At 41.9% G+C, this 24237-nt stretch carries 26 protein-coding genes and 1 pseudogene; 11 read left to right on the top strand and 16 right to left on the bottom strand.

What is annotated here, in order from left to right; translation table 11 throughout:
* Nucleotides 1-59: 59 nt before the first annotated feature.
* Nucleotides 60-398: a hypothetical protein gene (locus PI95_RS19010; protein WP_039754542.1), complete on the bottom strand. Its 339-nt coding sequence runs from the start codon at nucleotides 396-398 to the stop codon at nucleotides 60-62.
* A 26-nt stretch (nucleotides 399-424) separates the two neighbouring features.
* Between PI95_RS19010 and PI95_RS19005 the strand changes: the two genes are divergently transcribed.
* A complete protein-coding gene (locus PI95_RS19005; RefSeq protein ID WP_039754541.1) occupies nucleotides 425-694 on the top strand; it encodes a ribbon-helix-helix domain-containing protein in 270 nt (89 codons plus the stop codon).
* 45 nt (nucleotides 695-739) lie between these two features.
* Here the strand turns inward: PI95_RS19005 and PI95_RS19000 are convergent, their stop codons facing one another.
* The 4 genes from PI95_RS19000 to PI95_RS18985 all read right to left on the bottom strand — a co-directional run bounded on the left by PI95_RS19000 (nucleotide 740) and on the right by PI95_RS18985 (nucleotide 1877).
* Entirely contained in the window at nucleotides 740-979 is a 240-nt protein-coding gene (locus PI95_RS19000; protein ID WP_039754540.1) for a DUF2283 domain-containing protein, read from the bottom strand.
* Nucleotides 964-1293 carry a hypothetical protein gene (locus tag PI95_RS18995; RefSeq protein ID WP_039754539.1) on the bottom strand — a complete coding sequence of 110 codons (330 nt, stop codon included), beginning with the start codon at nucleotides 1291-1293 and terminating at the stop codon, nucleotides 964-966. The genes PI95_RS19000 and PI95_RS18995 overlap by 16 nt, the downstream gene beginning before the upstream one ends.
* Before the next feature lie 90 nt (nucleotides 1294-1383).
* Nucleotides 1384-1626: a hypothetical protein gene (locus PI95_RS18990; RefSeq protein WP_039754538.1), complete on the bottom strand. Its 243-nt coding sequence runs from the start codon at nucleotides 1624-1626 to the stop codon at nucleotides 1384-1386.
* 53 nt (nucleotides 1627-1679) lie between these two features.
* Entirely contained in the window at nucleotides 1680-1877 is a 198-nt protein-coding gene (locus PI95_RS18985; protein ID WP_039754536.1) for a DUF6887 family protein, read from the bottom strand.
* Nucleotides 1878-2297: 420 nt separating this feature from the next.
* Here PI95_RS18985 and clpB point away from each other — a divergent pair, with 420 nt between their 5' ends.
* From clpB to PI95_RS18970, 3 genes are all read left to right on the top strand, one after another.
* A complete protein-coding gene (gene clpB, locus PI95_RS18980; RefSeq protein ID WP_039754535.1) occupies nucleotides 2298-4916 on the top strand; it encodes an ATP-dependent chaperone ClpB in 2619 nt (872 codons plus the stop codon).
* An 87-nt stretch (nucleotides 4917-5003) separates the two neighbouring features.
* Complete coding sequence (locus PI95_RS18975) at nucleotides 5004-5474, top strand: GNAT family N-acetyltransferase (RefSeq protein WP_039754533.1); 471 nt, start codon at nucleotides 5004-5006, stop codon at nucleotides 5472-5474.
* A 270-nt stretch (nucleotides 5475-5744) separates the two neighbouring features.
* Entirely contained in the window at nucleotides 5745-5999 is a 255-nt protein-coding gene (locus tag PI95_RS18970) for a Nif11-like leader peptide family natural product precursor (protein WP_039754532.1), read from the top strand.
* 356 nt (nucleotides 6000-6355) lie between these two features.
* Here the strand turns inward: PI95_RS18970 and PI95_RS18965 are convergent, their stop codons facing one another.
* Together PI95_RS18965 and PI95_RS18960 are read right to left on the bottom strand one after the other, a co-directional pair.
* Complete coding sequence (locus PI95_RS18965) at nucleotides 6356-6931, bottom strand: DUF924 family protein (protein WP_039754531.1); 576 nt, start codon at nucleotides 6929-6931, stop codon at nucleotides 6356-6358.
* Nucleotides 6932-6936: 5 nt separating this feature from the next.
* A complete protein-coding gene (locus tag PI95_RS18960; RefSeq protein ID WP_039754530.1) occupies nucleotides 6937-7491 on the bottom strand; it encodes an SRPBCC family protein in 555 nt (184 codons plus the stop codon).
* 412 nt (nucleotides 7492-7903) lie between these two features.
* On the opposite strand from PI95_RS18960, the gene PI95_RS18955 reads away from it, so the two are divergent.
* Nucleotides 7904-8104 (top strand): hypothetical protein, encoded by a 201-nt coding sequence (locus PI95_RS18955; RefSeq protein ID WP_039754957.1) that lies wholly within the window; start codon nucleotides 7904-7906, stop codon nucleotides 8102-8104.
* Between the two features lie 111 nt (nucleotides 8105-8215).
* Here PI95_RS18955 and PI95_RS18950 read toward each other — a convergent pair whose 3' ends face one another.
* The 9 genes and pseudogenes from PI95_RS18950 to PI95_RS18910 all read right to left on the bottom strand — a co-directional run bounded on the left by PI95_RS18950 (nucleotide 8216) and on the right by PI95_RS18910 (nucleotide 16517).
* A complete protein-coding gene (locus PI95_RS18950) occupies nucleotides 8216-9655 on the bottom strand; it encodes a carotenoid oxygenase family protein (RefSeq protein ID WP_336507255.1) in 1440 nt (479 codons plus the stop codon).
* A 40-nt stretch (nucleotides 9656-9695) separates the two neighbouring features.
* Nucleotides 9696-10400 carry a DevA family ABC transporter ATP-binding protein gene (locus PI95_RS18945; protein ID WP_039754527.1) on the bottom strand — a complete coding sequence of 235 codons (705 nt, stop codon included), beginning with the start codon at nucleotides 10398-10400 and terminating at the stop codon, nucleotides 9696-9698.
* 23 nt (nucleotides 10401-10423) lie between these two features.
* Nucleotides 10424-11590: an ABC transporter permease DevC gene (gene devC / locus PI95_RS18940; RefSeq protein WP_039754526.1), complete on the bottom strand. Its 1167-nt coding sequence runs from the start codon at nucleotides 11588-11590 to the stop codon at nucleotides 10424-10426.
* A 32-nt stretch (nucleotides 11591-11622) separates the two neighbouring features.
* Nucleotides 11623-13017, bottom strand: a complete 1395-nt coding sequence (locus PI95_RS18935) for an ABC exporter membrane fusion protein (RefSeq protein ID WP_236117110.1) — start codon at nucleotides 13015-13017, stop codon at nucleotides 11623-11625.
* Nucleotides 13018-13196: 179 nt separating this feature from the next.
* A pseudogene (locus PI95_RS18930) lies at nucleotides 13197-13796 on the bottom strand (fatty acid desaturase); the annotation flags it as partial.
* Nucleotides 13790-14806 carry a fatty acid desaturase family protein gene (locus tag PI95_RS18925; protein ID WP_052325892.1) on the bottom strand — a complete coding sequence of 339 codons (1017 nt, stop codon included), beginning with the start codon at nucleotides 14804-14806 and terminating at the stop codon, nucleotides 13790-13792. The gene PI95_RS18925 and the pseudogene PI95_RS18930, both read right to left, overlap by 7 nt.
* Nucleotides 14716-15117 (bottom strand): hypothetical protein, encoded by a 402-nt coding sequence (locus PI95_RS36040; RefSeq protein WP_236117109.1) that lies wholly within the window; start codon nucleotides 15115-15117, stop codon nucleotides 14716-14718. Before PI95_RS36040 ends, PI95_RS18925 begins: the two co-directional genes overlap by 91 nt.
* 102 nt (nucleotides 15118-15219) lie before the next feature.
* The gene (locus tag PI95_RS18915; protein ID WP_039754523.1) at nucleotides 15220-16137 is read right to left on the bottom strand and encodes a hypothetical protein; all 918 of its coding nucleotides are present in this window, start codon (nucleotides 16135-16137) and stop codon (nucleotides 15220-15222) included.
* Nucleotides 16138-16151: 14 nt separating this feature from the next.
* Complete coding sequence (locus tag PI95_RS18910) at nucleotides 16152-16517, bottom strand: hypothetical protein (RefSeq protein WP_039754521.1); 366 nt, start codon at nucleotides 16515-16517, stop codon at nucleotides 16152-16154.
* 785 nt (nucleotides 16518-17302) lie between these two features.
* Between PI95_RS18910 and rd the strand changes: the two genes are divergently transcribed.
* The 6 genes from rd to PI95_RS18880 all read left to right on the top strand — a co-directional run bounded on the left by rd (nucleotide 17303) and on the right by PI95_RS18880 (nucleotide 24094).
* Nucleotides 17303-17464 (top strand): rubredoxin, encoded by a 162-nt coding sequence (gene rd / locus PI95_RS18905; RefSeq protein ID WP_063842469.1) that lies wholly within the window; start codon nucleotides 17303-17305, stop codon nucleotides 17462-17464.
* Between the two features lie 56 nt (nucleotides 17465-17520).
* Nucleotides 17521-18747: a BaiN/RdsA family NAD(P)/FAD-dependent oxidoreductase gene (locus PI95_RS18900; RefSeq protein WP_039754520.1), complete on the top strand. Its 1227-nt coding sequence runs from the start codon at nucleotides 17521-17523 to the stop codon at nucleotides 18745-18747.
* A 609-nt stretch (nucleotides 18748-19356) separates the two neighbouring features.
* Nucleotides 19357-21147: an ABC transporter ATP-binding protein gene (locus tag PI95_RS18895; RefSeq protein ID WP_039754517.1), complete on the top strand. Its 1791-nt coding sequence runs from the start codon at nucleotides 19357-19359 to the stop codon at nucleotides 21145-21147.
* Between the two features lie 55 nt (nucleotides 21148-21202).
* Nucleotides 21203-21961, top strand: coding sequence for a methyltransferase domain-containing protein (locus tag PI95_RS18890; RefSeq protein ID WP_039754516.1), 759 nt, complete (start codon nucleotides 21203-21205; stop codon nucleotides 21959-21961).
* Nucleotides 21958-22974 (top strand): polysaccharide deacetylase family protein, encoded by a 1017-nt coding sequence (locus tag PI95_RS18885; protein WP_039754515.1) that lies wholly within the window; start codon nucleotides 21958-21960, stop codon nucleotides 22972-22974. Before PI95_RS18890 ends, PI95_RS18885 begins: the two co-directional genes overlap by 4 nt.
* On the top strand, nucleotides 22967-24094 hold the full coding sequence (locus tag PI95_RS18880; RefSeq protein ID WP_201280512.1) for a glycosyltransferase family 2 protein: 1128 nt from the start codon (nucleotides 22967-22969) through the stop codon (nucleotides 24092-24094). The genes PI95_RS18885 and PI95_RS18880 overlap by 8 nt, the downstream gene beginning before the upstream one ends.
* Nucleotides 24095-24237: the final 143 nt, after the last annotated feature.

The following is a 24237-nucleotide window of genomic DNA, read 5'->3' as shown; positions in this document are numbered from 1 at the left end:
TATTGCTGATTAAGAAGATGAATTTGTCTGAGGCAGAGTCGCTCTAATACGCGGGCGTGTTAAGGCAGCCCGATTTTAGATGGGGAGGTGGGGAAATAGGGCTGAACTCGCATCACCCTGCGTGGCTCTAAAAATGTAGCGTTTTTAAATGTATGGGGATGCATTAACATAACACCGCTCTGCATTGGCATTGCATCGCTCTGCATTGGCATTGCATCGCCCTGCATTAACATAACACCGCTCTGCATTGGCATTGCATCGCTCTGCATTGGCATTGCATCGCCCTGCATTGGCATTGCATCGCTCTGCATTGGCATTGCATCGCCCTGCATTAACATTGCGTAGCTTATAATCAATGATATTGCTTCGTTTGGTTCGCTTCGGACGGGTTCTACCATTGATTGCAACTTAGTGTCAGTAGCTTATGGAATCTATAAACATTACACTACCAGATGAGCTAAGTGATGCTCTGAATTCTTATATACGCGATCGCGAAGTTTCCTTACCTGCTAATGCGATTGTAGAAACTGCGCTCAAAGAATTTTTAACCCAACGTGGCTATTTACCCCCGCAACGACAAAGTTTACACCTGACTCCTGCACCAAAGGGAAGTGGTTTTCAAGATACCTCAGTAAATCACGATAAAATTCTAGCCGAACAAGCATCGCAGAAATTACCGTCAAATACACCTTGAGAGCCAGAAAACGCCGACACTGGACTTTTATATGCTGCTTGTGAATTACGCCGTTGTAGCAAGGCGAAAATCTGCTATAATAGGCAACTCGAATAAAGTTTTCTCTGACAGCCTTTTGGAGAAAAATAGAATTTCCAAGTTTTCAATTTCGCCAGTATCTGGGTTGAGCCGAGCAATTACACCATAGTCAATTTCTTCTGATTCTTGTTCTGCGTATGGTTGGCGTTTGTTGATATAGAGAATATCACCTTCGCGATCGTATTCAAATCCTAATTTCGCGTCCATATAGTTTCTCCTTGAGTAATTTTTTTAGAAATATAAGCTGTAACAATCCAATGGCGTTCTTGGGGAAATGTATCGGTAACTACGGCTACTACTGCAAAAGAGCCTTTGCGAAGAATTGGAAACCATCGGGAAAATAAAAGGGTATTCTCAAAACGTACATCACACCGAACTTCATCAGGATCGCTCAAGGTGTCAGCAATTAAGTCAAGGTAGGTTGTTGGTAAATCGGGATGCCTTTGAAGAATATGTCTTTCGCGTTCTTGGGTTAGTTCAACCTCACTATCAAGATAAAGGCAAAAAAATTGCTCTGCCACAGTTTCTCTAGTTTCTTTATATATTCGAGTAAGGTTAATTGGGGTCACTAGACCTTAAAAGAATATTGGTATCAAGAAGATATCTAGCCATCAATCCTCATAAATGCTGTCACGGCGTAGGGCATCATCTGGAAGTCCTGGGCTATCTTTTTCATGGCTTTCTGCCCAATCTATCCATTGTTTAACCCGTTCTGCCGTCGTCAGAGAATTTAGGGGTACGTGTTTTTCTGGGGTAGATTTGTGCAAGATAAAATCGACAAAATCTAAAACTTCTTGCTGTTTATCGGCGGTTAAATCTCGCCATTTATTAAGTAACAGTTGTTCGGTATTCATCAGCTTATTTATCCTGTGATATAAATTAGATAAAACGTTCAGTGTAAAGCTTTTTACTCTTCACCTTCAATTTTGCGCCGGAATACCTCTTCCATTTGTTGCCAACCTTCTTCAGTATCGGGAAACTTATACTGTTTAGCGTTGGGATTACGACGACTCATTAAAATACGCAATGCTTCAATATCTTCTCGATGTGCCAGTACATAAGCTCTCAGTTCGGCTCTAGGCATTTTATCAAAATCCGGCTTCATTTATAAACTCCCAGATTCCCTCACGGTTGATAATAATTTCGATAGTTTCTCCAGCCAGAATATACTAGGACTTACGCACTCGTCATCAAAAAACTAACCGCAGAGGACGCAGAGGACACAGAGAAATAAGAGTTTAGGAGAGTTTTTGCGTAAGTCCGATTATATATTTCAGTAAGAGGTATAAAAATACTCTTCACGCATATACTCTGCTGTTGACAATTGTAAAAGCAAATACCGCCTGTAGTGCTTTCGGGTTGAAGGTGAGGTTTTTCGCGGACGGTAATCCTACTTGAGAATGACGTGAAGACCGATCTTCGTAGTTGTCCGCGTCTTTTTACAATCACTTTATCAGAAAAAATTTTATTGTTTTTCTCTAGGCGCTGTTTAAACGCCTTCATTAGTTAGTTGAGTCAAAAGCCTATGCAACCCACTAACCCGAACCAATTTACCGAAAAAGCCTGGGAAGCGATCGCCCACACTCCAGATATTGCCAAACAATATCAACTACAGCAGATCGAAAGCGAACACCTGATGAAAGCGCTGCTAGAACAAGAAGGACTCGCTAGCGGTGTTTTTACCAAAGCTGGTGTAAATCTGCAAAAATTACGCGATCGCACTGAACAATTCATTCAACGTCAGCCGAAAGTATCCGGTAGCAGCAGTTCCGTCTACTTAGGACGCAGCTTGGATACTCTGTTAGATCGCGCTGATGGCTATCGCAAAGAATTTCAAGACGAATACATCTCTATTGAACATTTATTGCTTGCCTACGCCAAGGATGACCGCTTTGGCAAAAGTCTATTTCAAGAATTTGGATTAGACGAAGGCAAATTAAAGAATATCATTAAACAAATTCGTGGGAACCAGAAAGTGACCGACCAAAATCCAGAAGGCAAATATGAAGCACTGGAAAAATATGGGCGTGACCTCACCGAAGCTGCCCGTCAAGGTAAACTTGATCCAGTGATTGGACGCGATGATGAAATTCGCCGCACCATTCAAATTCTCTCGCGTCGTACTAAAAATAACCCCGTTTTGATTGGGGAACCGGGTGTTGGTAAAACTGCGATCGCTGAAGGACTAGCACAGCGCATCGTAGCAGGTGATGTGCCTCAGTCTCTGAAAGACCGCAGGCTGATAGCTTTAGATATGGGTGCTTTGATTGCCGGGGCAAAATTCCGAGGTGAATTTGAAGAACGTCTCAAAGCAGTATTAAAAGAAGTTACCGAATCTGGCGGCAATATTGTATTATTTATCGATGAAATTCACACCGTAGTCGGTGCCGGTGCGACTCAAGGTGCGATGGACGCAGGTAACTTGTTAAAACCGATGTTAGCGCGGGGTGAATTGCGCTGTATTGGGGCGACAACTTTAGACGAATACCGCAAGTATATCGAAAAAGATGCCGCTTTGGAAAGACGCTTCCAGCAGGTTTATGTCGATCAGCCAACTGTATCCGATACTATTTCGATTTTGCGGGGGTTGAGAGAACGTTATGAAAACCACCACGGGGTAAAGATTTCTGATAGTGCTTTAGTTGCAGCTGCTATATTGTCGAGTCGATATATTAGCGATCGCTTTCTTCCCGATAAAGCGATCGACTTGGTAGACGAAGCAGCAGCGAGACTGAAAATGGAGATTACCTCCAAACCTGAAGAACTCGACGAAATCGACCGCAAAATTCTCCAATTAGAAATGGAAAGGCTTTCTCTCCAAAAAGAAAGCGATGCAGGTTCTCGCGAACGTTTAGAAAGACTAGAAAAAGAACTTGCGGATTTTAAAGAAGAACAAAGAACGTTCAATACTCAATGGCAGTCTGAAAAAGATATTATCACCAAAATTCAGTCTGTTAAACAAGATATTGAACGGGTAAATCTGGAAATTCAACAAGCAGAACGCGACTACGATCTTAACCGCGCTGCTGAGTTGAAATATGGCAAATTAACAGATTTACATCGTCAATTAGAAGCGGCAGAAACTGAACTTGCCCAAACGCAACACAGTGGAAAATCACTGTTGCGAGAAGAAGTAACCGAAGCTGATATTGCGGAAGTTATTTCTAAGTGGACGGGAATTCCCATCAGCAAGCTGGTGGAATCTGAAAAAGAAAAACTGCTGCAATTAGAAGATGAACTGCACCACCGTGTCGTCGGACAAGATGAAGCAGTAACAGCTGTAGCGGATGCAATTCAGCGATCGCGTGCTGGACTTGCAGATCCCAATCGTCCGATCGCTAGCTTTATTTTCCTCGGTCCTACGGGTGTGGGTAAAACCGAATTAGCGAAAGCGCTAGCAGCATATCTCTTCGACACGGAAGAAGCGCTGGTACGAATTGATATGTCTGAATATATGGAGAAACACGCAGTTTCTCGCCTCATCGGTGCGCCTCCCGGATACGTGGGATACGACGAAGGCGGACAACTCACCGAAGCAATTCGCCGTCGTCCTTATGCGGTGCTGCTATTCGACGAAATCGAAAAAGCACACCCCGATGTATTTAATATCTTCCTGCAAATTCTTGATGATGGGCGTGTAACTGATGCTCAAGGTCATACAGTTGACTTTAAGAACACGATCATCATTATGACCAGCAACATCGGTTCGCAGTACATTCTCGATGTGGCGGGGGATGATTCACGTTATGATGAAATGCGTCATCGCGTGATGGAAGCGATGCGGAATAGCTTCCGTCCAGAGTTTCTCAACCGCATTGACGAAACGATTATCTTCCATCCATTGCACAAACAAGAATTGCGGCATATTGTGCAGTTGCAAGTAGAAAGACTGCGACAAAGATTGAGCGATCGCAAGATTTCTCTCAAACTCTCCGATTCTGCTCTTGACTTTTTGGCAGAAGTAGGATATGACCCTGTATTTGGCGCACGTCCTTTAAAGAGAGCAATTCAGCGGGAGTTAGAAACTCAAATTGCCAAAGCTATCTTGCGCGGTGAATTCAATAATGGCGATACAATTTTTGTGGATGTGCAAAATGAGCGTTTGTCTTTCAATCGCTTGCCGGCTGAGGTATTTACCAGCTAATTGAGGAATTAAATAATTTCGCACAAAAACATTGTAGAGACGTTCCGCTGGAACGTCTCTACGACCGTTACGGTATTTTTATCGGACATGAAACTAAGTAATATAGAACTGGCAGGTCCGTTTTACGGCAAAGCTGAGGTTTGTGAATCAATACTTAGAACTTTACCCGAATGGTTTGGGAAAGAGACAGCACTAATTCAATACCTGAAAGACATAGAAATGCTACCAAGTTTACTTGCTGTAGTAGATAATAACTGTGTAGGTTTTCTTACCTTAAAGCTGCATAATGAATACGCAGCGGAACTGTATGTTATGGGTGTTCGTCCCGAATATCACCGTCAAGGTATTGGTCGTGCGTTAGTGAGGCGTGTAGAGTCGATTATACGTCAGCAGAGTATAGAATATTGGCAGGTTAAGACTCTTGCTTCTTCTCACCCAGATATATTTTATGCACAAACAAGAGCTTTTTATTTCAGTATGGGATTTAGACCTTTAGAAGTATTTACACAACTTTGGGGGGAAGCTAATCCCTGTATGTTAATGGTCAAGCGCTTATAAATTGCTTATATTAAAAAATTATTCATCAAAAAATACTTCATATATGTCAGTAAGTAAGTGGGCGTAATTAAAGATAAAATGTAATTATTGCTCGTAGTGAGCGGTTTACCGCTCAATTGCATTGACTTTTAAGCACTTCAGTGCTTCCTACGTTAGATCGCGTTTATTTACACTTGAGTACTTAAGTCGATTATTCAACCCGGAATTATCTAGTTAAGTAATGTAGTTTTTAATGAATGCACAAGTAACAATCATTGGAGGATAAATTTTATGTCTTTAGAACAGGTTGATGCTTTTTATGACCTTGTGAGTTCAGATCAAGCTATTTACGAGCAATATTACAATAAGTGCTGTCGTCTGGGGTTTTTAGGCAGCTATCATTGGGATAAAAGCAAGATTGTTGATTTTGCGGCTAATCTGGGCTACAGCTTTAGTGAAAATGATTTAGATCAAGTATGGTTTGGAAATGAGCCAAGTTTTTCTGCTCAATCGCTGAATTTATCCAAATACGAGCATATGTCTTGAATTAATTGGCATTTTTATATCTTTTAACTGAATAAATTTAGAATAAACGTTTTGATATGACTACAATCAAAGACGCTTTCTCCACTAGGGAAAGCGTTTTTTTAGTAATTTTACTTAAAAATATGCTAAGGAAAGTCCTAAACTATACTGAAAAACCCCTCTCCAAACCTCTGTCGAGGATGCGCTTTGATCGGACACCGAAGCTTTGATCGGAGGAAACCTCCGCTCAAACTTCTCGGAAACCTCCGCTCAAACTTTCCGCTCCCCCACGGGGGGAGAGGCTTTGAAATTCCCCCCTTCCCTACAAGGGAAGGGGGGTAGGGGGGGTTAGGTTCCGATTTTGATGTTTACATCCTCTAAAAACCTGAAGCTGGTTGCTGTAAAAATTCTATTTCCTCTAGGGTAGAAGTGCGCCCTAAAATTGCATTGCGATGAGGAAATCGCCCAAAACGCTCAATTATTTCTAGGTGATGATATGCATATTCAATTGCTTCAGCGCTGTCAGGATCGTGGCTGAGTTGCTGAAATAGCTTTACACTCTGATGCTGATGATCTAGATTTTCGCTGTGTTCAAAGGGTAAGTAGATAAACCAGCGTTGTACAGGCAAAAAGTGGCGATCGTACAAGAGCGCGATCGCCTGCTGCGCTGCTGAAAGTGCTTCCCAATCAGTCGCGAAGGCTTCAGGAGTACCGCGAAATATACATCGGGGAAACTGATCTAACAACAAAATCAGCGCTAGACAAGTTTCCGGTAAATCGATCCAATCGTCTAGGTGTCCCGCTGCCGCTTTTTGGTAATCTGTGCCAAATCGAGTTCGCAGTTCCTCATCAAACTCTGGTGTTTTATTAAACCAAGTTTTTCGAGGTTTACCGTAACTGAGTTCATCGGGATGACCAAACCAAAATTCTAAAATAGGTTTTGCCTGTGACATTGGTATTACTGACCTAACATAAGCACTTGTCGCATTTTACGCATATTGGCGGGCAATTCTAAATTCATTGCTTGTTGAATAAACATCGATGGTATGGGAATATTAGGCGTAGCTTGCACGCTATAAGCTAGCAATGTGCCGTTACCGCAATCTTTTAGCTCTAAATTAGCTGTAAAGTCTTCAAAAGTTCCTTTTTCCATCCTAAATTGAATTCGCTGCCCAATTTCTTCGGCAACGTTCAGGTAGATTTCAACTTGTGCCGTAAAAAAGAAAAATGCTTTTTGTGCGGCTTGATACAGACGTTTTACTTCACCTCGTTGTATAATCTCGCTCTTTGTTATATCAGGAAAATATTGCACCCAACGCGGGTAATCTGTTAATTGCTGCCAGACATGCGATCGCACTAAAGGCACATACATCCAAGCGGTGACAGCACCACCCCAAGCATTGTGCGATCGCGTTTCTACCAAAATCTCACCCTGCATCAGTAACTTTTGCTTGTCTTGACTCCAAGTCATATCAGAACCTTTAGTAATATTTGGGATATAAGACGCAGACATATTGATTTTGGTTACTCCTCAAACCCATTTACGCAGTTAAAATGTGAGCCAGCGCGTTGCTGCGCCAGTGCCGTGCGGAGGTTCCCTCCGTTGAGGCACCTGGCGTTGGGGTTTCCCCCGTTGTAGCGACTGGCGAACCCGAAGGTAAAGTCTTTAACTTCATCGATGACAACCGACTAATTGTAGTTCCACTTCCATAAATAAATTTTCCGGAAAAACTCCTTCTAAGGTTATTATTCCCAAGATTTACGGAAAAGTATGTAATTTTATGATGAATTTCCCCCTTCATGGGAAAATACTGAACTAGCTTTAAAGTACAGCCTTTAACACTACTCGTCTATGACGTAAAATTATGAAGTTTTTGCCTTTTCGTTATGCTTTGATAAGCTGTTGCGTTCTGAGGGCTTTTTCCGTGAGTCAATCTTCTAATAAATTAAATCGTCTATTAACCCAAACTTGCGGCTTCCTTTTTGGAATTGCGATCGCCGTTTGGGTACTTAGAGGCTTTGGAATTCTTGGTTTTATGCCGGGGGGTGTGATTTGGCTGTTATTTTTGGCGGCATTCGCTTTTGCGATTCTCAGTTACATGCAAAAAACTTGGTGGCGGTTTTAATATCAGGGGCTGGCTTTTGGATCTTGCTTATAGGTAGACTGTAGGATTATATCTAAAGAAAGAAAGGCGATCGCACCCAACAGATCGCACTTCTTCTGCATCTTTATGTCCTCAAAAAGTGTTTGCCACTGAAGCGGATTTCCAGGTTCCGCCAAACCCAAAAGAAACTACACTGGGTAATGCCAGCCTGCAAACTGGTTCAGCATCAAGATGCTCTTGCTCAAATATCCAGACTTCGCTACTGCAAGAATTGCCGTCAAATACTACAGTTAAAACCCAACCTTTTTCAGGATTTTCAGCATCAACAGCATAGATAGCTTTCATTGGATAACGGTTGTCACCGAAGTCTGCTTCGGTGAGGGTTTTGGTTTGATGGTCGAAACGGGCGATCGCACCATACAATTCCTGACCGATATCAACCCCGAACCGATGCATTAATAAGTAAGTGAAGCGCGATTCTTGCCCCACCCGATCTGGAGGTACGCTGGGAAAAGCGCAGCTGCGATCGAGCAGTTGACGCATTTCGATCGCCTTGCCCGATTGCGGGTCTAGACGTATCGAAAAAAGCGTTCCCTTGGCAATTGTACGTGTTTGACCTGTCGCCACCTCTTTGTTGAACTGATTACTCTGAAAATCTTCATAGCGAACGAGGTGTACTACGGCACAGCCACTAGCATCGGTATAACCATTGGCAAAATGCCACTGGAACCAAGGCGACTCTGTGCTACGACTGACTACTTTGAGCGTAGTTTTATCAATCACTATAATCTGTGTTCCCTGTTCTTTCTGCCATTGCAAGGAATCACCGAAGCAAGCCATCCTTGCTAGGTATGGCACTGGATTTAGCCGCACCGGAGGAATGAAAAACACCAGATAATTACCAGCCAGCACAAAATCATGTATCAAGGGCAGACCATCAAGTTCTATTTCAGCTTGTTGTTGAATCTGACCGGCGCGATCGCACTGGTAAATATGCAACACTGCTTTTACCCCATAAGTTACCCCAAAGTTGTAAATCGCTTGTGTTTGTGGGTCAAGCTTCGGATGAGCCGCATAAGCTCCGCTATCAGCTAGCCCTCCTAAATTATCGAGTCCAAAAGTCTCTAGGTTAACCAAGTCAAGCGCATGGGGTAGACCCCCCTCCCAGAGCGCCAACAGCTTATCAGGCAATGCCATCACGGAAATGTTTGCACAATTCTTTGGTCGCGCACCCAACTGTTTCCAAATCGGTACTCGTGGCGTCATCCCATAAGTCTCGAACAAAAACTTTCCAGCTTTTTCTTCGGCTTGGTATCCCGCTGTTTGTACGTAACGATAAACCCCAGTAGCACCTGTATCGGTGAAATGAACCGCCAGAACTGCCCCATCCCCATCAAACCAATGTCCCGCTCGTCTTCCGCCGCGCTCTAGCCGTGCCGGACCGTTGTAATATAAAGAACCCCGTAACCCTGTGGGAATGGCACCAGTAATAACAGGCAGGGGTGTTAAACCAAATTCAGTCGCTGGTTGGGTAATTGCCTTTGCCCAAGTTGGAAATAATTTATTTTGCACAATTTTTCCTCGATTAAAAGCTTAGTGTTTGAGATTGGTTTTAGTTGGTAGAAGCGAGACGATCTGCCACCGTTTCTTTTACCAGCCGACCATCTTCCATATGAAGGATGCGGTCAGCAATATCCAAAATCCGATTGTCGTGAGTTACAAGCATGATGGTGCAACCTTGTTCTCTAGCCAAATGCTGCATTAGGTCTACAACTTCTCGACCAGTTTTGCTGTCTAATGCCGCAGTCGGTTCGTCTGCTAAAACCAATTGGGGACGACTCACCAAAGCACGGGCGATCGCTACTCGCTGCTTTTGTCCGCCTGAGAGATTATGAGGGTAATAGTTAACTCGCTCCCCCAAACCAACTGCCTTGAGTATTGCTTCAGCCTTGGTACGAGCTTCACGGGCAGAAATATTTTCATGCAGTTCAACTGACATTTGTACGTTCTGTCGGGCAGTCATGAACTGCAACAAATTGTGAGCTTGAAAAATATAGCCAATTCGCCGACGTACCCACACCATTTGGTCTTCATTCGCTCCCAGAAGTTCTTGCTCTAAAACTCTCAAACTTCCCTTTTGAACAGAGCGTAAAGCTCCTATTAACGATAATAAAGTCGTTTTTCCTGACCCCGATTGCCCCGTCATAATGATAATTTCACCAGCTTTAATTTCTAGGTTAATGTCAAATAAAACCTGTTTGCGTAGTGAGCCTTTGCCAAAGTAATGGTTAAGATTGCGAATAACAATGGGTGGCATAAATCTCAATATCTAAGAATACGCTAAAAAATATCAGCCGGGTCTGCCTCTTGGAGTTTCCGTACAGCAATAGCCCCAGAACTAAAACACATTAAAAACGTCAATACCAATACAAACAAGGCTCTAGTTAGTTCCATTGCAACTGGTAGAAGTGTGGCATTTCTAGCTAAGTTATACATTCCCGAAGCGATAACAAAGCCAGGAATGTAACCGAAAATTGCTAAAATTAGCGACTCTTGAAAAACCACAGACAGTAAGTAAGAATGTTTATATCCTATGGCTTTGAGAGTTGCGTACTCACCCAAATGCTCGGATAAGTTGCTGTATAGGATTTGATAGACAATAATAATCCCGACTATTATTCCCAAAACTACACCAAAACCAAAAACAAACCCAATCGGAGTACTACTATCCCAATATTTCTTTTCCTGTTCCATCAATTCTTGTTTAGATAAAACTTTGATATCTGGAGGATAATATGTTTTTAATTTATCGCAGATTTTAATAACATCATAACCGGGTTTTAATTTAATTATTCCTAGATTAATATATCCTTTGGAACGTTGGGGAAAAATCCGCAGAAAATTCAAATCGCTGGTCAGTAAATTGCCATCGGCTCCAAAGGAAGTTCCTAACTTAAATAATCCTTCTACCCTAATTCGGCGATTGCTAGGACCTCGGTCTCCGATTTCTGTAATGACTATTCCCTGGCGTTGAAATTCGGAAACAATAGGACCAAATTCGGCTCTAGAGGCTTCATCAAATAAAACAACATCTGGAATTTTCAGCTTATCTAAATTTTCCTTGACACCTGGTAAATCAAATACTTTATCGCCAAGTTCAAAACCGATCACATATATGTTGCGCCAATAATTTCTAGTCTGGGGATTTTTCCATTGTGCAAAACCTAAATAGATCCCAACAACAGATTTTACCTCCTCGAAAGCTAGAGATTGATATAAGCGGCGTTCCGAAAAGTTATCCATAGCAATCAAAGCGGTAGACCGAGGACTGACCAAAAAAATGTCACCTTGCAATCTTGAATGCAGGGCGACAGCACTATCAAATAAAGCGGCACGCAAGCCGAGTTGCATAAATATCAAAACTACTGCGAAGCTAATTCCACCTAGTGCTACTAATAACCGGAGTTTTTCATACTTAAGTTGTAACCAGGCTGTGGATATTTTCATTTAATTGTTATGTATGTAGAAAAAGTAGTGTTTTATCGAACAGAGGAAGTATCAATTATCGATTTCACCTTTAAGTTAGTTAAGCCGGCAACCAGTTTGCTGTCTGCTAGGTCAAGGCGAATTCTGACTTCCACTACTCTGGCATCTACATCAGCTACCGGGTCAGTACCGAGAACATCTTTTTTGCCAATTTCCAAACCAATCTCGTCTACAGTTCCGTGTAGCTTCGCACTAAACCCATTGCTAGTAATGATGGCTCGTTGACCTACACGGACTTTACCGATGTCCGTTTCATAGACTTCTGCTTTCACATACATCTGTTGGGTTTGACCTAATGCAACAATTCCCTTTTCGCTGGCGAGTTCTCCTGGACGAGCGTTAATTTTCAGAATTTGACCAGAAGAGGGCGATCGCACATAAGCTAGGTCTAGTTCTGCCTGAGCCTGTTGCACAGATGCTTTGGCATTTTCAAGTTCAGAAGAAGCAATTGCCACGTCTACTGGACGGACTTCCGCCGTCTGCTCTAAGGTAGCTTTAGCTTCAGCTAGCTGCTGTTGCAGAGTGTCAATTGTCCGCTGCTTCGTCGCTTTGGCTTCGGCAATCTGCTCTCGACGACTGTTTACAATCCGGTTTAGGGTAGCTGATGCCTCATTGACGCGCTCAGTCGCGGTTTTTTGTTCCAGACACTTGCGATCGCGCTCAATTTCTGTTACTGCACCTTCAAAGTATAACCGCTCATAGCGATCGCAATCTGTTTTAGCATTTTGCAATTCAGCCTCCAGACGCTCAATCGTCGCTGCTTGAGCTTGCTTTTCGCCCTGCAATTCAGCCTCCAAGCGCTGAATCGTTGCCTGTTGTGTAGCAATTTGTCCGCGCCGTTCAGCCAAGATATTTCCAATGTCCGCCTTGCGAGCATCAATCTCACCCTGTTTAGCTCCGGCTTTTACCTGTGCTAGACGAGCTTGGGAAACGAGGACTTGTTTTTGGGCTTTTTTGAGGGCAGCTGACAGGCGATCGCGACTGTCAAGAATTGCAATTACTTGCCCCGCCTTAACACTGTCTCCCCGTTCCACAAGCAGTTGGTCAACCCGCGAACCTTGTGTAGTATTGGGAGCCGACAGGGTAATAACCTCTCCTTGTGGTTCCAAATCTCCCAAGGCAGCAACGGCATTGACAGCAATTGTACTTTCTGTTGCTTCTTTGGTTTGTGACGAAGTGCGATCGCTATTCTGGATGGGCAGGAATCTGTAGAGAACAACGGTGCTAGTTATAGAAGCACAAGCCACTACTAAAAGGATGAGCCACCACCCTACTCGTTTGCCAAAAGTATTGAATTTCATCTGAAAATTGACCTCATCCCCCGAAATAGCTGTCCCCAAAAATTTGCTTGCCAAAGCAAGCAAAAGACCTTGAGCAAGGTTAATCATAGGATTCCCAAAGAATCGGTGACAAACTAACAGTCTTGATTTGAAAGCTGCAAATAATCTAGAAAACTGACCGAACGTGAGGCGCTTCTGGTAATGTCAATCAATCAGCTGCCCTCTAGACAGAGGGCAGCTGCTTCCTTAGGTTCGGCGGTTCCTACTCTTGAGGTGAAACAAGCAACCTAGGAGTTGACAGCAGATTTAGTCGTCAAGAATGGCTTTACGTCTTCATCGCTTGCATAATACGGTCGCTTGAGCGAATTGATCGTACAACGGAAGTAGCCGTTCACCACTGCATAGGGCTGCTCGTGCTTGGTGGCTTCAAAAATTTCCGGAAAATATCGGTAAGACAAATATGGATACCGATGATGTACCTGATGATAATTGGTGTTGCTCCATAGCCAAGTCATTAAGGGATTCGTCAATATAATCCAGCTATCAACATTTGGGTTTTCTGTTTGTTGTGTGCTTTTTCTTACCCGATCTGGAATGCCGTGATGCTCCGACAGGTTACGGAACATAAAAAGCAATGGCAATAACAGGAGAGTCGGAACAACTGTATACAATATGGAAATTCCCGCGATCGGGACAATATAAAAATAGAAAGCTCCTACAATACTTAAGCAAAACACATCTTTCAACGCCTGATATTGCTGCTTTCTTGACCCACTCAACAAATCGACCGCAAGTGTTTTGTAATGGATATAAAGACCGATGAAGGCTCCCCCAATCAGAGCAAACCAAACGGGGTGGTTATTTACAGGTTCCTCAGGATCTAGACGGGAGCAATGCGTATGACGGTGATGGGTGAAATGAAAATTCCGGAAGTTATAAAAAGGAAGTAGCCGTTCACCACTGCATAGGGCTGCTCGTGCTTTGTGGCTTCAAAAATTTCCGGCAGATATCGATAAGATAAGTAAGGATACCGATGATGCACCTGCTGATAGTTAATGTTGCTCCATAGCCAAGTAAGCATTGGATTCGTCAGGATTAACCAGCTGTCAATCTGTAGTTGCTCGCCTTGAAGATCCTCAGATTGATCTTCAATATTGACTACCCGACCCAAGCTTTTCTTGGCGGCTGGTGAAACCGCAGGTGCAAAGGCATAATGATCGCACATCGCACGGAAGGAATATACCGTCGGCACTAACACGAAGGTGGGAACTACTGTATACCAGAGGGAAATCCCCAGCATTGGGGGGAGATAAAAATAGAAAGCTACAGCCACACCCACAAAGCAAATATCTTTCAGACCTCGAAAGACCTTATTCCACTTCAGCGAAAACACGCCTAATAGATTGGCTGCAACTATTTTGTAGTGTTGATAAAGGGCGATAAATCCTCCCATAGCAAATGCATACCAAAACGAGTGGTTATGCAAGGGTTGCTCTGGATCTAAGTCTGGCTGATGCGTGTAACGATGGTGGGTCAAATGAAATTCACGGTTCGCATAAAAAGGGAGGAAGACAACTAAGGCAGACAATATTCCACCCCACAGGTCATTCCAAAACCTGCTTTTGAATAACACCCCATGAATGCCCTCATGTGCCATCACTCCTATACCCGTCAGCAGAATGCAGTTAAATACTGCCAAAACGCTAACAAACGCCCATTTAATTACCAGGTGTATTGGTTCGGAATTAGAAGAGAAATAAGTATCTATTTTGGTGACACCCACCAAAGCCAGAGCAAAAGAACCGACTAGCAGCCCCACAAGTAAAACTGACTTGAACAGATTTTCAGCTTGGGGAATAACCTGTTCTTTAGATTTAGGAATTTTGAAGGTTTCCATGATTCAAATATTTCCAAAATTTTCAACACGCTTATTAACATCGAGTGAATAAGTCGTCCGTCAAAGTTTTCATTTGACGGACATAGCGATCGCACTGCTTCGGCTGTTAATTGAGCATTGGTGTGAGTTTGCTTGCCTGTATTTGGATCGATGGCATAGTGTCGAGTTTTGATGCCGTTGTTTCTCAAGATTCTTGACTTGGTTCGGGAGGGCTTACCGTTGATCATCCCCAGAACATTTTCGATGTTTTCATTATCAACTGGGTTGTTGGGTAGAAAAACACCAAGACCTGTAATGTATGCAGAACCCATATTATCCTCCTTGAAAGTGACAAAACAAAAAACTAAAAAAAGAGTAAATTTGGCAATTAAGCTTCATTTATGGATATAGGTAAAACGAATTACTACGTCTTCCTATCCAGCAGCAGATGGGGATTTAAGAACGTCAACATAAGCCTCCATTTTTTTGTTCAACAAAGGATTAAACAGAACTCGAAAAACTAGGGAAAATAGAAGCACAATGGGAATGACTAAGACGAGCTGAATAGCAAATAGGTATATAATGGGTCGTCGGCGCAAGCTTCCAGGTTTACCAAAAAAACGAGCTATTTTTGCCCAAGGATTATATACAAATCGTCCGATTATTTCTGGAATGATATAGCGTCGATTGACCTCAACAGCACCAAGTCCTTTGAGCAATGGCTGATTAGAAGAATCAGTCAATGCCGCCAGATTATTTGCTATCTGCCTACCGAATCTTGATAGTGCATGAATATCCTCATCTTTCACCCCCGCAGGCGGCAATGTTCCCAAAAATTTATCCTTTTTTCCGGTTAACAGTAACCGGGGCGTAGTAATAAAGGTAGCCAAAGGTGGACCTTGATGAGTCACCACAACATTGTCAATATGAATCCCTCCGACCTCAGCAATCATTTTCTTCATAGTTTCTGAGGCTGAATGCCACATATTCCGACACACCACTAAAGTGATAACTTTCGTATCTTTTAGAACTTTTGCATACTCGGATTTGAGAAAGCCCTGAATCGGTAAAGCTGGTGCCAAAAACCAAACTTGATAAGTAACAATGACTAAATCAAATTTTTTAGATGACTCAAACTTCGGCGGATAAATTTCCGGTGGTTCTTCATTAATACATTCTGGAAAAACGTCAAAAAATTTGTACAATTTCCAGGGATAAGGGTAATCAGCTTTTGGTTTGATACATTCCCAAGTAAGTTCGACTTCTGGTGTATCCAAAAATTTGACAAAAGACTCCGCAGCGCGAAGTACATCACCCGATTGGGTGTAATAAAGTACTAATACACGTTTCATAACTTTAGTTTTGGTTATTTTTTTTGTACTAACCAGGACTCAAATGCTTCTCTGCGGCTTTGTGCTGCTTTTAGTTGTTTTTGAAATTCAAGTTCCCCTTGTGCCTTGAATAAATCTATAGTTTTTGCGGTCAAGACAAACCCAGTGTTGTGTCTAATTACAGTGGGGACTTTTGAATAATGGATTTCCCATATATTCAGAGGTCTGCAACGAAACCGTCTTAATTCGCCGTTTCCAGGTGTTTTCAACTCCAAAGGCTGCTGAATAGCTTGGTAGGACTGATTAATTTCCAGTGCAATTTCCTTAAACTGCAAAATTTCAAACTCTAGCTTGTCAGCCAAAAGATTTATGCGTTCTGCATGGGATTCAAGCTTTTGCATACCTTCAGCAACTTGGTGATATAACTCCTCCTGCTTCTGAAGCCGTTGGAGTTATTGCGAGTATTTTATGAACTCTACCAATTCAACTACATGAAGTTGCAATTCGGTTAAATATGCTAGCATTTTCTCATCATAAATCTCTCCATTTGTCACCTGAACCATAGTGTTTTTCCTGGGAAAATACGGTATGAGAAATTTGTGGCTATGCAAGTAGCCACTTTCATACATTTGAGTTATGAAAATCCTTAATAAAAACCTGTGATGTTATTGGTGAATTTTCGGATTAAATGTCATTGGTTTGGAATACATATTTAATAAATATGCACTCATAATGTTTATGTCTTTCTGCTAGTGAAAAGATATTTTTAACTCATTTTTTTAGCAACTTATCGCTGTAAGCTTTAGTTATTAATACCATAACTGCTATTTTGGCGAATGTCAGTATTGTTTTCCTATTTTTGCCTGTTTTTTTACGAGTTTTGTACCTAAATTTCCGAAAATTGGCGCGTACACTTTCTTCTATAATTCCCAAAAATCCAGACAAAGTAACAATATTAAGCTAAAACGCACAATTTCTCTAAAAGGTTGACTAGGCGTGAGGTGCAAGCAGTTTTAAGATTTCTGGAAAACGGCGTTTGGTCAAAGTCCAAAATAACCGTTTAATTAGTGTGACTTGAAGACTCTTTAATTAACTATTGTAAAAGATTGCAGTTAACCTCTGGAAATTGTCTTCCAGCAGCTTTTAATATTGAATGAAGCCAGACAATTTTCCGAGGTATAGAAAAATGCCAAAGTATATATGTACTATCTGCGGCTATGAATACGATCCAGAAGTAGGCGATCCAGATGGCGACATAGCACCTGGGACAGCTTTTGAAGACATACCAGATGATTGGGTGTGTCCGGTTTGCGGTGCAGGCAAAGAGGAATTTGAACCCGCAGAATAATAAAAAAATAGCTAGTCTAGAATTAAGACGCTGTTATTTTATTAGGGAATTTAAGTCTGTTGCAATTGAAAGTTGTTGTAATTGGAGGTGGGGCAGCCGGATTTTTTAGCGCGATCGCTACGAAAGAAGCGAATCCGCACGCCCATGTTACTTTAATTGAAGCCAGCCTGCAAGTGTTGGCGAAAGTTCGCGTTTCTGGTGGGGGACGCTGTAATGTCACTCACGCTTGTTTTGACCCAGCCGTTTTAGTGCAAAATTATCCCAGAGGCGGAAAAGCCCTCCGGGGTGCTTTTTCTCGCTTTCAAACCAAAGATACGATAACTTGGTTTGCGATGCATAAAGTACCGCTGAAAACTGAAGCTGATGGACGGATGTTTCCGATTACGAATACTTCGGAAACGGTTGTCAATTGTTTGCTGAATACTGCTTTTGAAGCTGGGGTAGAAATTCGCACTTCTGCACCTGTTGTTGGTGTCAAACGACAAAATGAAGGCTTTGAAATTATTTTCAAGTCGGGAGAAACTATAAAGTGCGATCGCTTGCTCTTAGCAACGGGAAGCAACCCTGTAGGCTATAGAATAGCTAAAGAACTCGGTCATCAAATTGAGGCACCTGTTCCTTCTTTATTTACTTTCAATATTGGTGATGAAAAATTGCGCTCATTAGCTGGTGTTAGTGTAGAATCGGCACGTTTGCGCTTATTGTGCGGTGGAAAATCTCAATTAGAACAAACAGGACCTTTGCTAATTACTCATTGGGGTTTGAGTGGACCTGCGGTGTTGAAACTTTCGGCTTGGGGTGCGAGAGTACTGCGCGAAAGTCACTATCAAGCGACTTTGATGATAAATTGGTTGCCTGATTTGCAGCAAGATGAAGTGCGGCAAAAAATCTTAGCAGTTAAAAATGAATGGGGCAAGAAGGCGATCGCTTTACATCGCGGTGTTGATTTACCGCATCGTTTGTGGCAATACATCATTGCCCGTTCAGATATTACTACAGAAGAACGTTGGGCAGAAATATCTAACAAAAAATTAAATAAACTTATTCAAGAACTGACTCAGGGAGAATATTTAATCAACGGTAAGGGAGTCTTCAAAGAAGAATTTGTTACTTGTGGTGGTGTCAACTTAAAAGAAGTCAACTTTAAGACAATGGAAAGCCGCATAATTCCCGGACTTTATTTTGCTGGAGAAATCCTCGATATTGATGGTGTTACCGGCGGTTTTAACTTCCAAAGTGCTTGGACTACAGGACATTTAGCCGGTTTAGCAATGGCAAGATAATATTAACAAAAGACTCGCATTTTAAATCGGTAAAAACTGTAGTTTAGAGACGTTCCACCGGAACGTCTCTACATCATATGTAATAAACCTGTCATGATATTAGTTGTTGATGATAATTCACTCTTCCTGAATTGCGATCAAAGATAAACGTGTCACTTTATTGCAATAGTCTAATGCTGGAGTTGCAGCTGCTGTGTAAGTGTGCGATCGTCATCGCACACTCACAATAAGTGAATATATTGCCCCTACGCTAAAACGCCGACATTACGGGACAGCCTTGTTTAATAGATCCTCGACACCCACGACTATCAAAGGATGAAGGAACCGTCTCCGTTTTGTCTGATTTTTTGGAACCCCAATTGATGCTGATGACATTTGGTATCCGCAAAATCTAGAAAAACAAGTGCAATGTATGCTATCGTCCGAACAATCACAAGGATTGACCTACGCACTTGTCAGCACACATTGATAAGGAAGGATTACTAACTGGCTGATATGATTATTAAAGATTAACTCAAATTGCTAAAAATTATTATCAAACATATTAAAACTAGACAAGCTTTTTTGGAAATAAAGTGCTATTATATACCTAGCATTTAATATAAACTAATGAAAAGTACGGGAATAATTAAAAAACTATTTCCACTGCTAAACCTGTATCCGTGGGCAATTCCAGTAATTATCATCTTAGGAATTTTAACTTCTTTATCTGAAGGTTTGGGAATTAGTTTATTTATTCCATTTCTTCAAAGTTTAGAACCCGGAAACTCTCAATCGGCAAGTGGAACATTTTTAGGAACTATTTTAAATCGATTATTTAGCGATATTCCCCCAAGTAATCGACTGCTAATTATTCCCTTATCTATTTTCGGGTGCGTTCTCCTAAAAAATTTACTTGCTTATAGCAGTTCGCTTCTTTCGGTTTGGCTTTATTGGCGTATTGGTTCTCAATTAGTATCTAAACTTTTTCAGCAGATATTAAGCGTCAGCTATAGTTTTTTAGACTCTAAGCAATCAGGTAAATTAGTCAATACACTGCATACGGAAAGTTGGCGTGCCTGCGATGCGATATTAATTTTAATTAATATAATCATCAATTTATCTACAGTTCTTGTTTTTGTTGTCTTCTTAATGCTAACTTCTTGGCAACTGACTTTTTTAGTAGCTGTTGCTTTGTTAGGAATTTCACTAATAATTCAGCAAGTAACACGTAAAACAAAGAAGCTAGGAAGACAAGCAGTACAGGCAAACGATCGCCTTGTGAATCGGATGATCGAAGGCTTTTATGGAATGAGGGTAATAAGAGCTTTTGGTCGAGAAGCTTACGAATATAAGCGTTTTGAGAAGCTAACAAATGAGGTAAGTCTTGCCGCATTCAAACTGGCGAAACTCTACACCATCTCTGGACCACTTTCGGAAGTTTTATCGGTGGCTTTGTTGGTGTGTATTATGATTATCGCTTTGCAAAATAAAGCGAATCTACCGACTTTGTTAACCTTTATCTTTATGCTTTATCGCTTACAGCCATCGGTGAGGAAATTAGATAGCGATCGCGTAAATTTAATTGGCTTATTAGCATCAGTTGAAGATGTCGTATCTCTGTTAGAAATTCCCGAACAGCAATTTATTCGTACAGGAAATGTTTATTGTCATGGTTTAAAGCGATCGCTCACATTTAAATCTGTCGGTTTCCGCTACAATCCCACAGACAAACCTGCACTAAACGGCGTTTCTTTTTCTATTAACAAAGGAAAAACTACAGCTATAGTTGGACCTTCAGGTGCAGGTAAATCGACACTTATCGGTTTAATTTGCCGTTTTTATGACGTTACAGAAGGGGAAATTTACGTTGACGATTATCCTCTACGAGAATTAGATTTAGCCTCTTGGCGAAATCACATTGCGATTGTCAGCCAAGACATTTATATTTTTAATACCACAGTGCGGGACAACATAGCTTACGGTCGTTTAGATGCTACAGAAGCGGAAATTATCAACGCAGCTAAACAAGCAAACGCTCATGAGTTTATCAATAAATTACCCGAAGGCTATGATACCATATTGGGCGATCGCGGCGTTCGTCTTTCCGGCGGACAAAGACAGCGCATAGCTTTAGCGCGTGCTATTATCCGCGATCCGCAAATATTTATTCTCGACGAAGCAACTAACGCACTCGATAGCGTTTCTGAAAACATAATTCAAGAGGCAATTAATACATTTGGTCAAAATCGCACAGTAATTATTATCGCCCATCGTTTATCCACAATTGAACAAGCAGATAAAATCCTTGTCTTACAAGAAGGACGAGTTGTAGAACAAGGAAATTTTCCGCAATTGTTACAAATGAACGGGTTATTTTCCCAGCTTTATCACTTACAATACGGTGGAGTTGAAAACTGAAAATATCAGTTTTATTTACTCTTAAAGAAAGAATAAATAACTCTTAACTAAATAGATGAAAGACACACTAAAATCAATTGCCAAACGCACATTACCAGCTTATCTTCACCGTTGGATAGGAACACAATTAAAAGGTGACAGATATATCCCGCCGGTGGGTGCAGTAGACTTTGGTAGTCTGCGAAGAGTAACCCCAATCAGCCGACAATTTGGCTATGACCGAGGTTTACCGGTTGACCGTTACTATATAGAAAAGTTTCTCGCCAAAAATGCGGCTGATGTCAAAGGACGTGTATTAGAAATTGGTGACAATTCATACACGCGCCAATTTGGAGGCGATCGCGTCACTCAGAGCGATGTGCTTCATATAGTCGAAGGTAATCCACAAGCAACCATCGTTGGAGATTTAACCAACGCCGAACACATACCTTCAGATATCTTTGACTGCTTTATTCTGACGCAAACATTGCAATGTATTTACGATACAAAGGCAGCACTGAACACAATATACCGTATTCTCAAGCCTGGTGGAGTTGTACTAGCTACATTTTCGGGTATTAGTCTGACACCTCCCGACCAATGGGGAGATTACTGGTGTTGGAATTTTACCAGCCAATCAGGAAAACGGCTGTTTGCAGAGTTCTTCCCAGAAGCAAATATTCAGCTAGAGAGTTACGGAAATGTGTTAGCAGCGATCGCCTTTTTGCAAGGTTTAGCAGCCGAAGAACTGCAATCATCAGAATTAGATCACCGCGATCGTCCATATGAACTACTAATAACTGTCCGCGCTGTCAAACCGAAGGAAATATCATGAGGATACCTGGAAGCGGCAAATTAAAGCGAATAGCAAGACGAGTGCGAAACCGCATCGCACCACCAGGATTGATTCTCATGTACCATCGCGTAACTGAAATCGAATCCGATCCTTGGAAATTGTGCGTTAGTCCAGCTTATTTTGCCGAACATTTGCAAGTATTACAAAAACTCGGTTGTGCCGTGCGCTTACAACAATTAAATCAAACTTTGAAAAATGGTAAGCGTCCCCATCGTCAAGTAGTCATCACCTTTGATGATGGTTACACCGATAATTTGTATAACGCTAAACCTTTATTAGAACAGTATGAAATTCCCGCTACCATCTTTTTGACAACAGGATACATGCAACAAAAGCGTGAATTTTGGTCGGATGAACTGGAGAGGATATTGCTACAACCAGGGACTTTACCAGAAGTCTTATCTTTAAATATTAACGGCACTAGCTACGAATGGAAGTTAGACGCAACAGCAAATGATAGCGAGAAATCAAACAACTTGGATCTTTTACATGCCAACGAACGTTATTCTCTTTACTACTCGCTTTATGAATTACTTTACCCCTTATCTGCCCAAGAGCGATCGCATCTTCTAGATCAACTACTTTTATGGGCAAACAAAAAGCCAGAATTACGTTTAACTCACCGGATGATGACAATGAAGGAATTATCTAGTTTACAACCAGGAAACATCATCGAAATTGGCGGTCATACAGTCACACATCCATTTCTTGCCACAATTTCCCCAGAACAACAGCTTCATGAAATTCAAGAAAATAAAATCCAACTAGAAGAGATTTTCGGACAGACAATCGAAAGTTTTGCCTATCCCCACGGAAACTATAACAGCGAAACTAGCGATTTAGTTCGCCAAGCCGGATTTACCTGCGCTTGTACTACCAACGCAAACATTGTCGGCAAAAATAGCGATCGCTTTCAACTACCCCGCTTTGCCGTCGAAAATTGTAACGGAGAAGAATTCGCCAAACAATTATCAAAATGGTTCCTTGACTGAGAATGAAACAGGGGGAGACAAGGGAGACAAGGGAGACAAGGGAGACAAGGGAGACAAGGGAGATGAGGAAGAAATTCCTCCTTGTCCTCCTTGTCCTCCTTGTCCTCCTTGTCCTCCTTGTCCTCCTTGTCCTCCTTGTCCTCCTTGTCCTCCTTGCCCCCCTTGCCCCTTCTTCCTAAATATTATTCAAAAAAACGCCATGAGTAGCAAGCCATTAATTTCTGGTGTAATGATTTTCTTAAACGCTGAAAAGTTCATCTCTGAAGCGATCGCCAGCGTATTTGCCCAAACTTATGATAACTGGGAACTATTGTTAGTAGATGACGGTTCCACCGATAATAGCACTGCGATCGCTCAAAAGTATGCAGAGAAATATCCAGAAAAAGTCCGCTATTTAGAACATCCAAACCACCAAAATCTGGCACAGAGTGTTTCCCGCAACCTGGGTATCAGCAAAGCTAAAGGAGAGTATATCGCCTTTTTAGACGCTGATGATATCTGGCTTGCGCCGAAGCTGGAAAAACAGCTAGCAATTTTGCAATTATACCCCGAAGCGGGGATGGTTTACGGAGCAACGCAGATGTGGTTTAGCTGGACTGGTAAGCCAGAAGATATGACACGCGATCGCTACCGCAAACTTGGCGTCAAACCCGATACATTGATTCAACCACCAAATCTGCTTCCGCTTTTTTTACGCACAAAAGCAGAAACACCCGGTACTTGTGCAGTTCTGATTAAACGCGAAGTCGTAGAAGCTGTTGGTGGACATGAAGAAAGCTTTGGCAGCATGTACGAAGACCAAGCTTTCTTCGCAAAAATTTGCTTGAAATACCCCGTATTTATCGAGAGTGGCTGTTGGGATAAATATCGACAACACCCTGATTCTACCTGTTACGTAGCCGAGCGAACAGGAGAATATCATATCACAGACATCACTCCTAGCTACGCGAATTACTTAAATTGGCTAGAAGAATATTTGGTAAAAGAAAAGCTCGTAAATACCGAAGTCTGGCAAGCTTTACAAAGAGTATTATTTTTCGTGCGCCATCCTTCAATTTATCACTATTATCGACGTATCCGGCGCATTATCTGGAAATTCAAGGCACTACTCAAGAAGTAATTTTGGGAAGAATGGGAAAAAACAGACGTTGCATAACTTTCAGCAGCCTTGCAACAACCCATCGCCTTATGGGGACAGCCTTCAACCGAGAATGTCGTGGGGTGTCGAAGATCTATTAAACAAGGCTGTCCCCATTTGTAAGC

This window comes from Hassallia byssoidea VB512170, from assembly GCF_000817785.2.
Taxonomy (GTDB): Bacteria; Cyanobacteriota; Cyanobacteriia; order Cyanobacteriales; family Nostocaceae; genus Hassallia; species Hassallia carrinoi.
Note: the sequence above shows the minus strand (reverse complement) of the source record. Positions and strands in the feature narration are given on the sequence as shown.

Coding starts and splice junctions, on each gene's coding strand:
- PI95_RS18935 (WP_236117110.1), bottom strand. CDS start 13,017: ATGATTAACCTTGCTCAAGGTCTTTTGCTTGCTTTGGCAAGCAAATTT.
- PI95_RS18910 (WP_039754521.1), bottom strand. CDS start 16,517: ATGCAAAAGCTTGAATCCCATGCAGAACGCATAAATCTTTTGGCTGAC.
- PI95_RS19000 (WP_039754540.1), bottom strand. CDS start 979: ATGGACGCGAAATTAGGATTTGAATACGATCGCGAAGGTGATATTCTC.
- PI95_RS18985 (WP_039754536.1), bottom strand. CDS start 1,877: ATGAAGCCGGATTTTGATAAAATGCCTAGAGCCGAACTGAGAGCTTAT.
- PI95_RS36040 (WP_236117109.1), bottom strand. CDS start 15,117: ATGGGTTCTGCATACATTACAGGTCTTGGTGTTTTTCTACCCAACAAC.
- rd (WP_063842469.1), top strand. CDS start 17,303: ATGCCAAAGTATATATGTACTATCTGCGGCTATGAATACGATCCAGAA.
- PI95_RS19005 (WP_039754541.1), top strand. CDS start 425: ATGGAATCTATAAACATTACACTACCAGATGAGCTAAGTGATGCTCTG.
- PI95_RS18965 (WP_039754531.1), bottom strand. CDS start 6,931: ATGTCACAGGCAAAACCTATTTTAGAATTTTGGTTTGGTCATCCCGAT.
- PI95_RS18970 (WP_039754532.1), top strand. CDS start 5,745: ATGTCTTTAGAACAGGTTGATGCTTTTTATGACCTTGTGAGTTCAGAT.
- PI95_RS18960 (WP_039754530.1), bottom strand. CDS start 7,491: ATGTCTGCGTCTTATATCCCAAATATTACTAAAGGTTCTGATATGACT.
- PI95_RS18915 (WP_039754523.1), bottom strand. CDS start 16,137: ATGAAACGTGTATTAGTACTTTATTACACCCAATCGGGTGATGTACTT.
- devC (WP_039754526.1), bottom strand. CDS start 11,590: ATGAAAATATCCACAGCCTGGTTACAACTTAAGTATGAAAAACTCCGG.
- PI95_RS18895 (WP_039754517.1), top strand. CDS start 19,357: ATGAAAAGTACGGGAATAATTAAAAAACTATTTCCACTGCTAAACCTG.
- PI95_RS18975 (WP_039754533.1), top strand. CDS start 5,004: ATGAAACTAAGTAATATAGAACTGGCAGGTCCGTTTTACGGCAAAGCT.
- PI95_RS18990 (WP_039754538.1), bottom strand. CDS start 1,626: ATGAATACCGAACAACTGTTACTTAATAAATGGCGAGATTTAACCGCC.
- PI95_RS18945 (WP_039754527.1), bottom strand. CDS start 10,400: ATGCCACCCATTGTTATTCGCAATCTTAACCATTACTTTGGCAAAGGC.
- PI95_RS18925 (WP_052325892.1), bottom strand. CDS start 14,806: ATGGAAACCTTCAAAATTCCTAAATCTAAAGAACAGGTTATTCCCCAA.
- clpB (WP_039754535.1), top strand. CDS start 2,298: ATGCAACCCACTAACCCGAACCAATTTACCGAAAAAGCCTGGGAAGCG.
- PI95_RS18890 (WP_039754516.1), top strand. CDS start 21,203: ATGAAAGACACACTAAAATCAATTGCCAAACGCACATTACCAGCTTAT.
- PI95_RS18885 (WP_039754515.1), top strand. CDS start 21,958: ATGAGGATACCTGGAAGCGGCAAATTAAAGCGAATAGCAAGACGAGTG.
- PI95_RS19010 (WP_039754542.1), bottom strand. CDS start 398: ATGGTAGAACCCGTCCGAAGCGAACCAAACGAAGCAATATCATTGATT.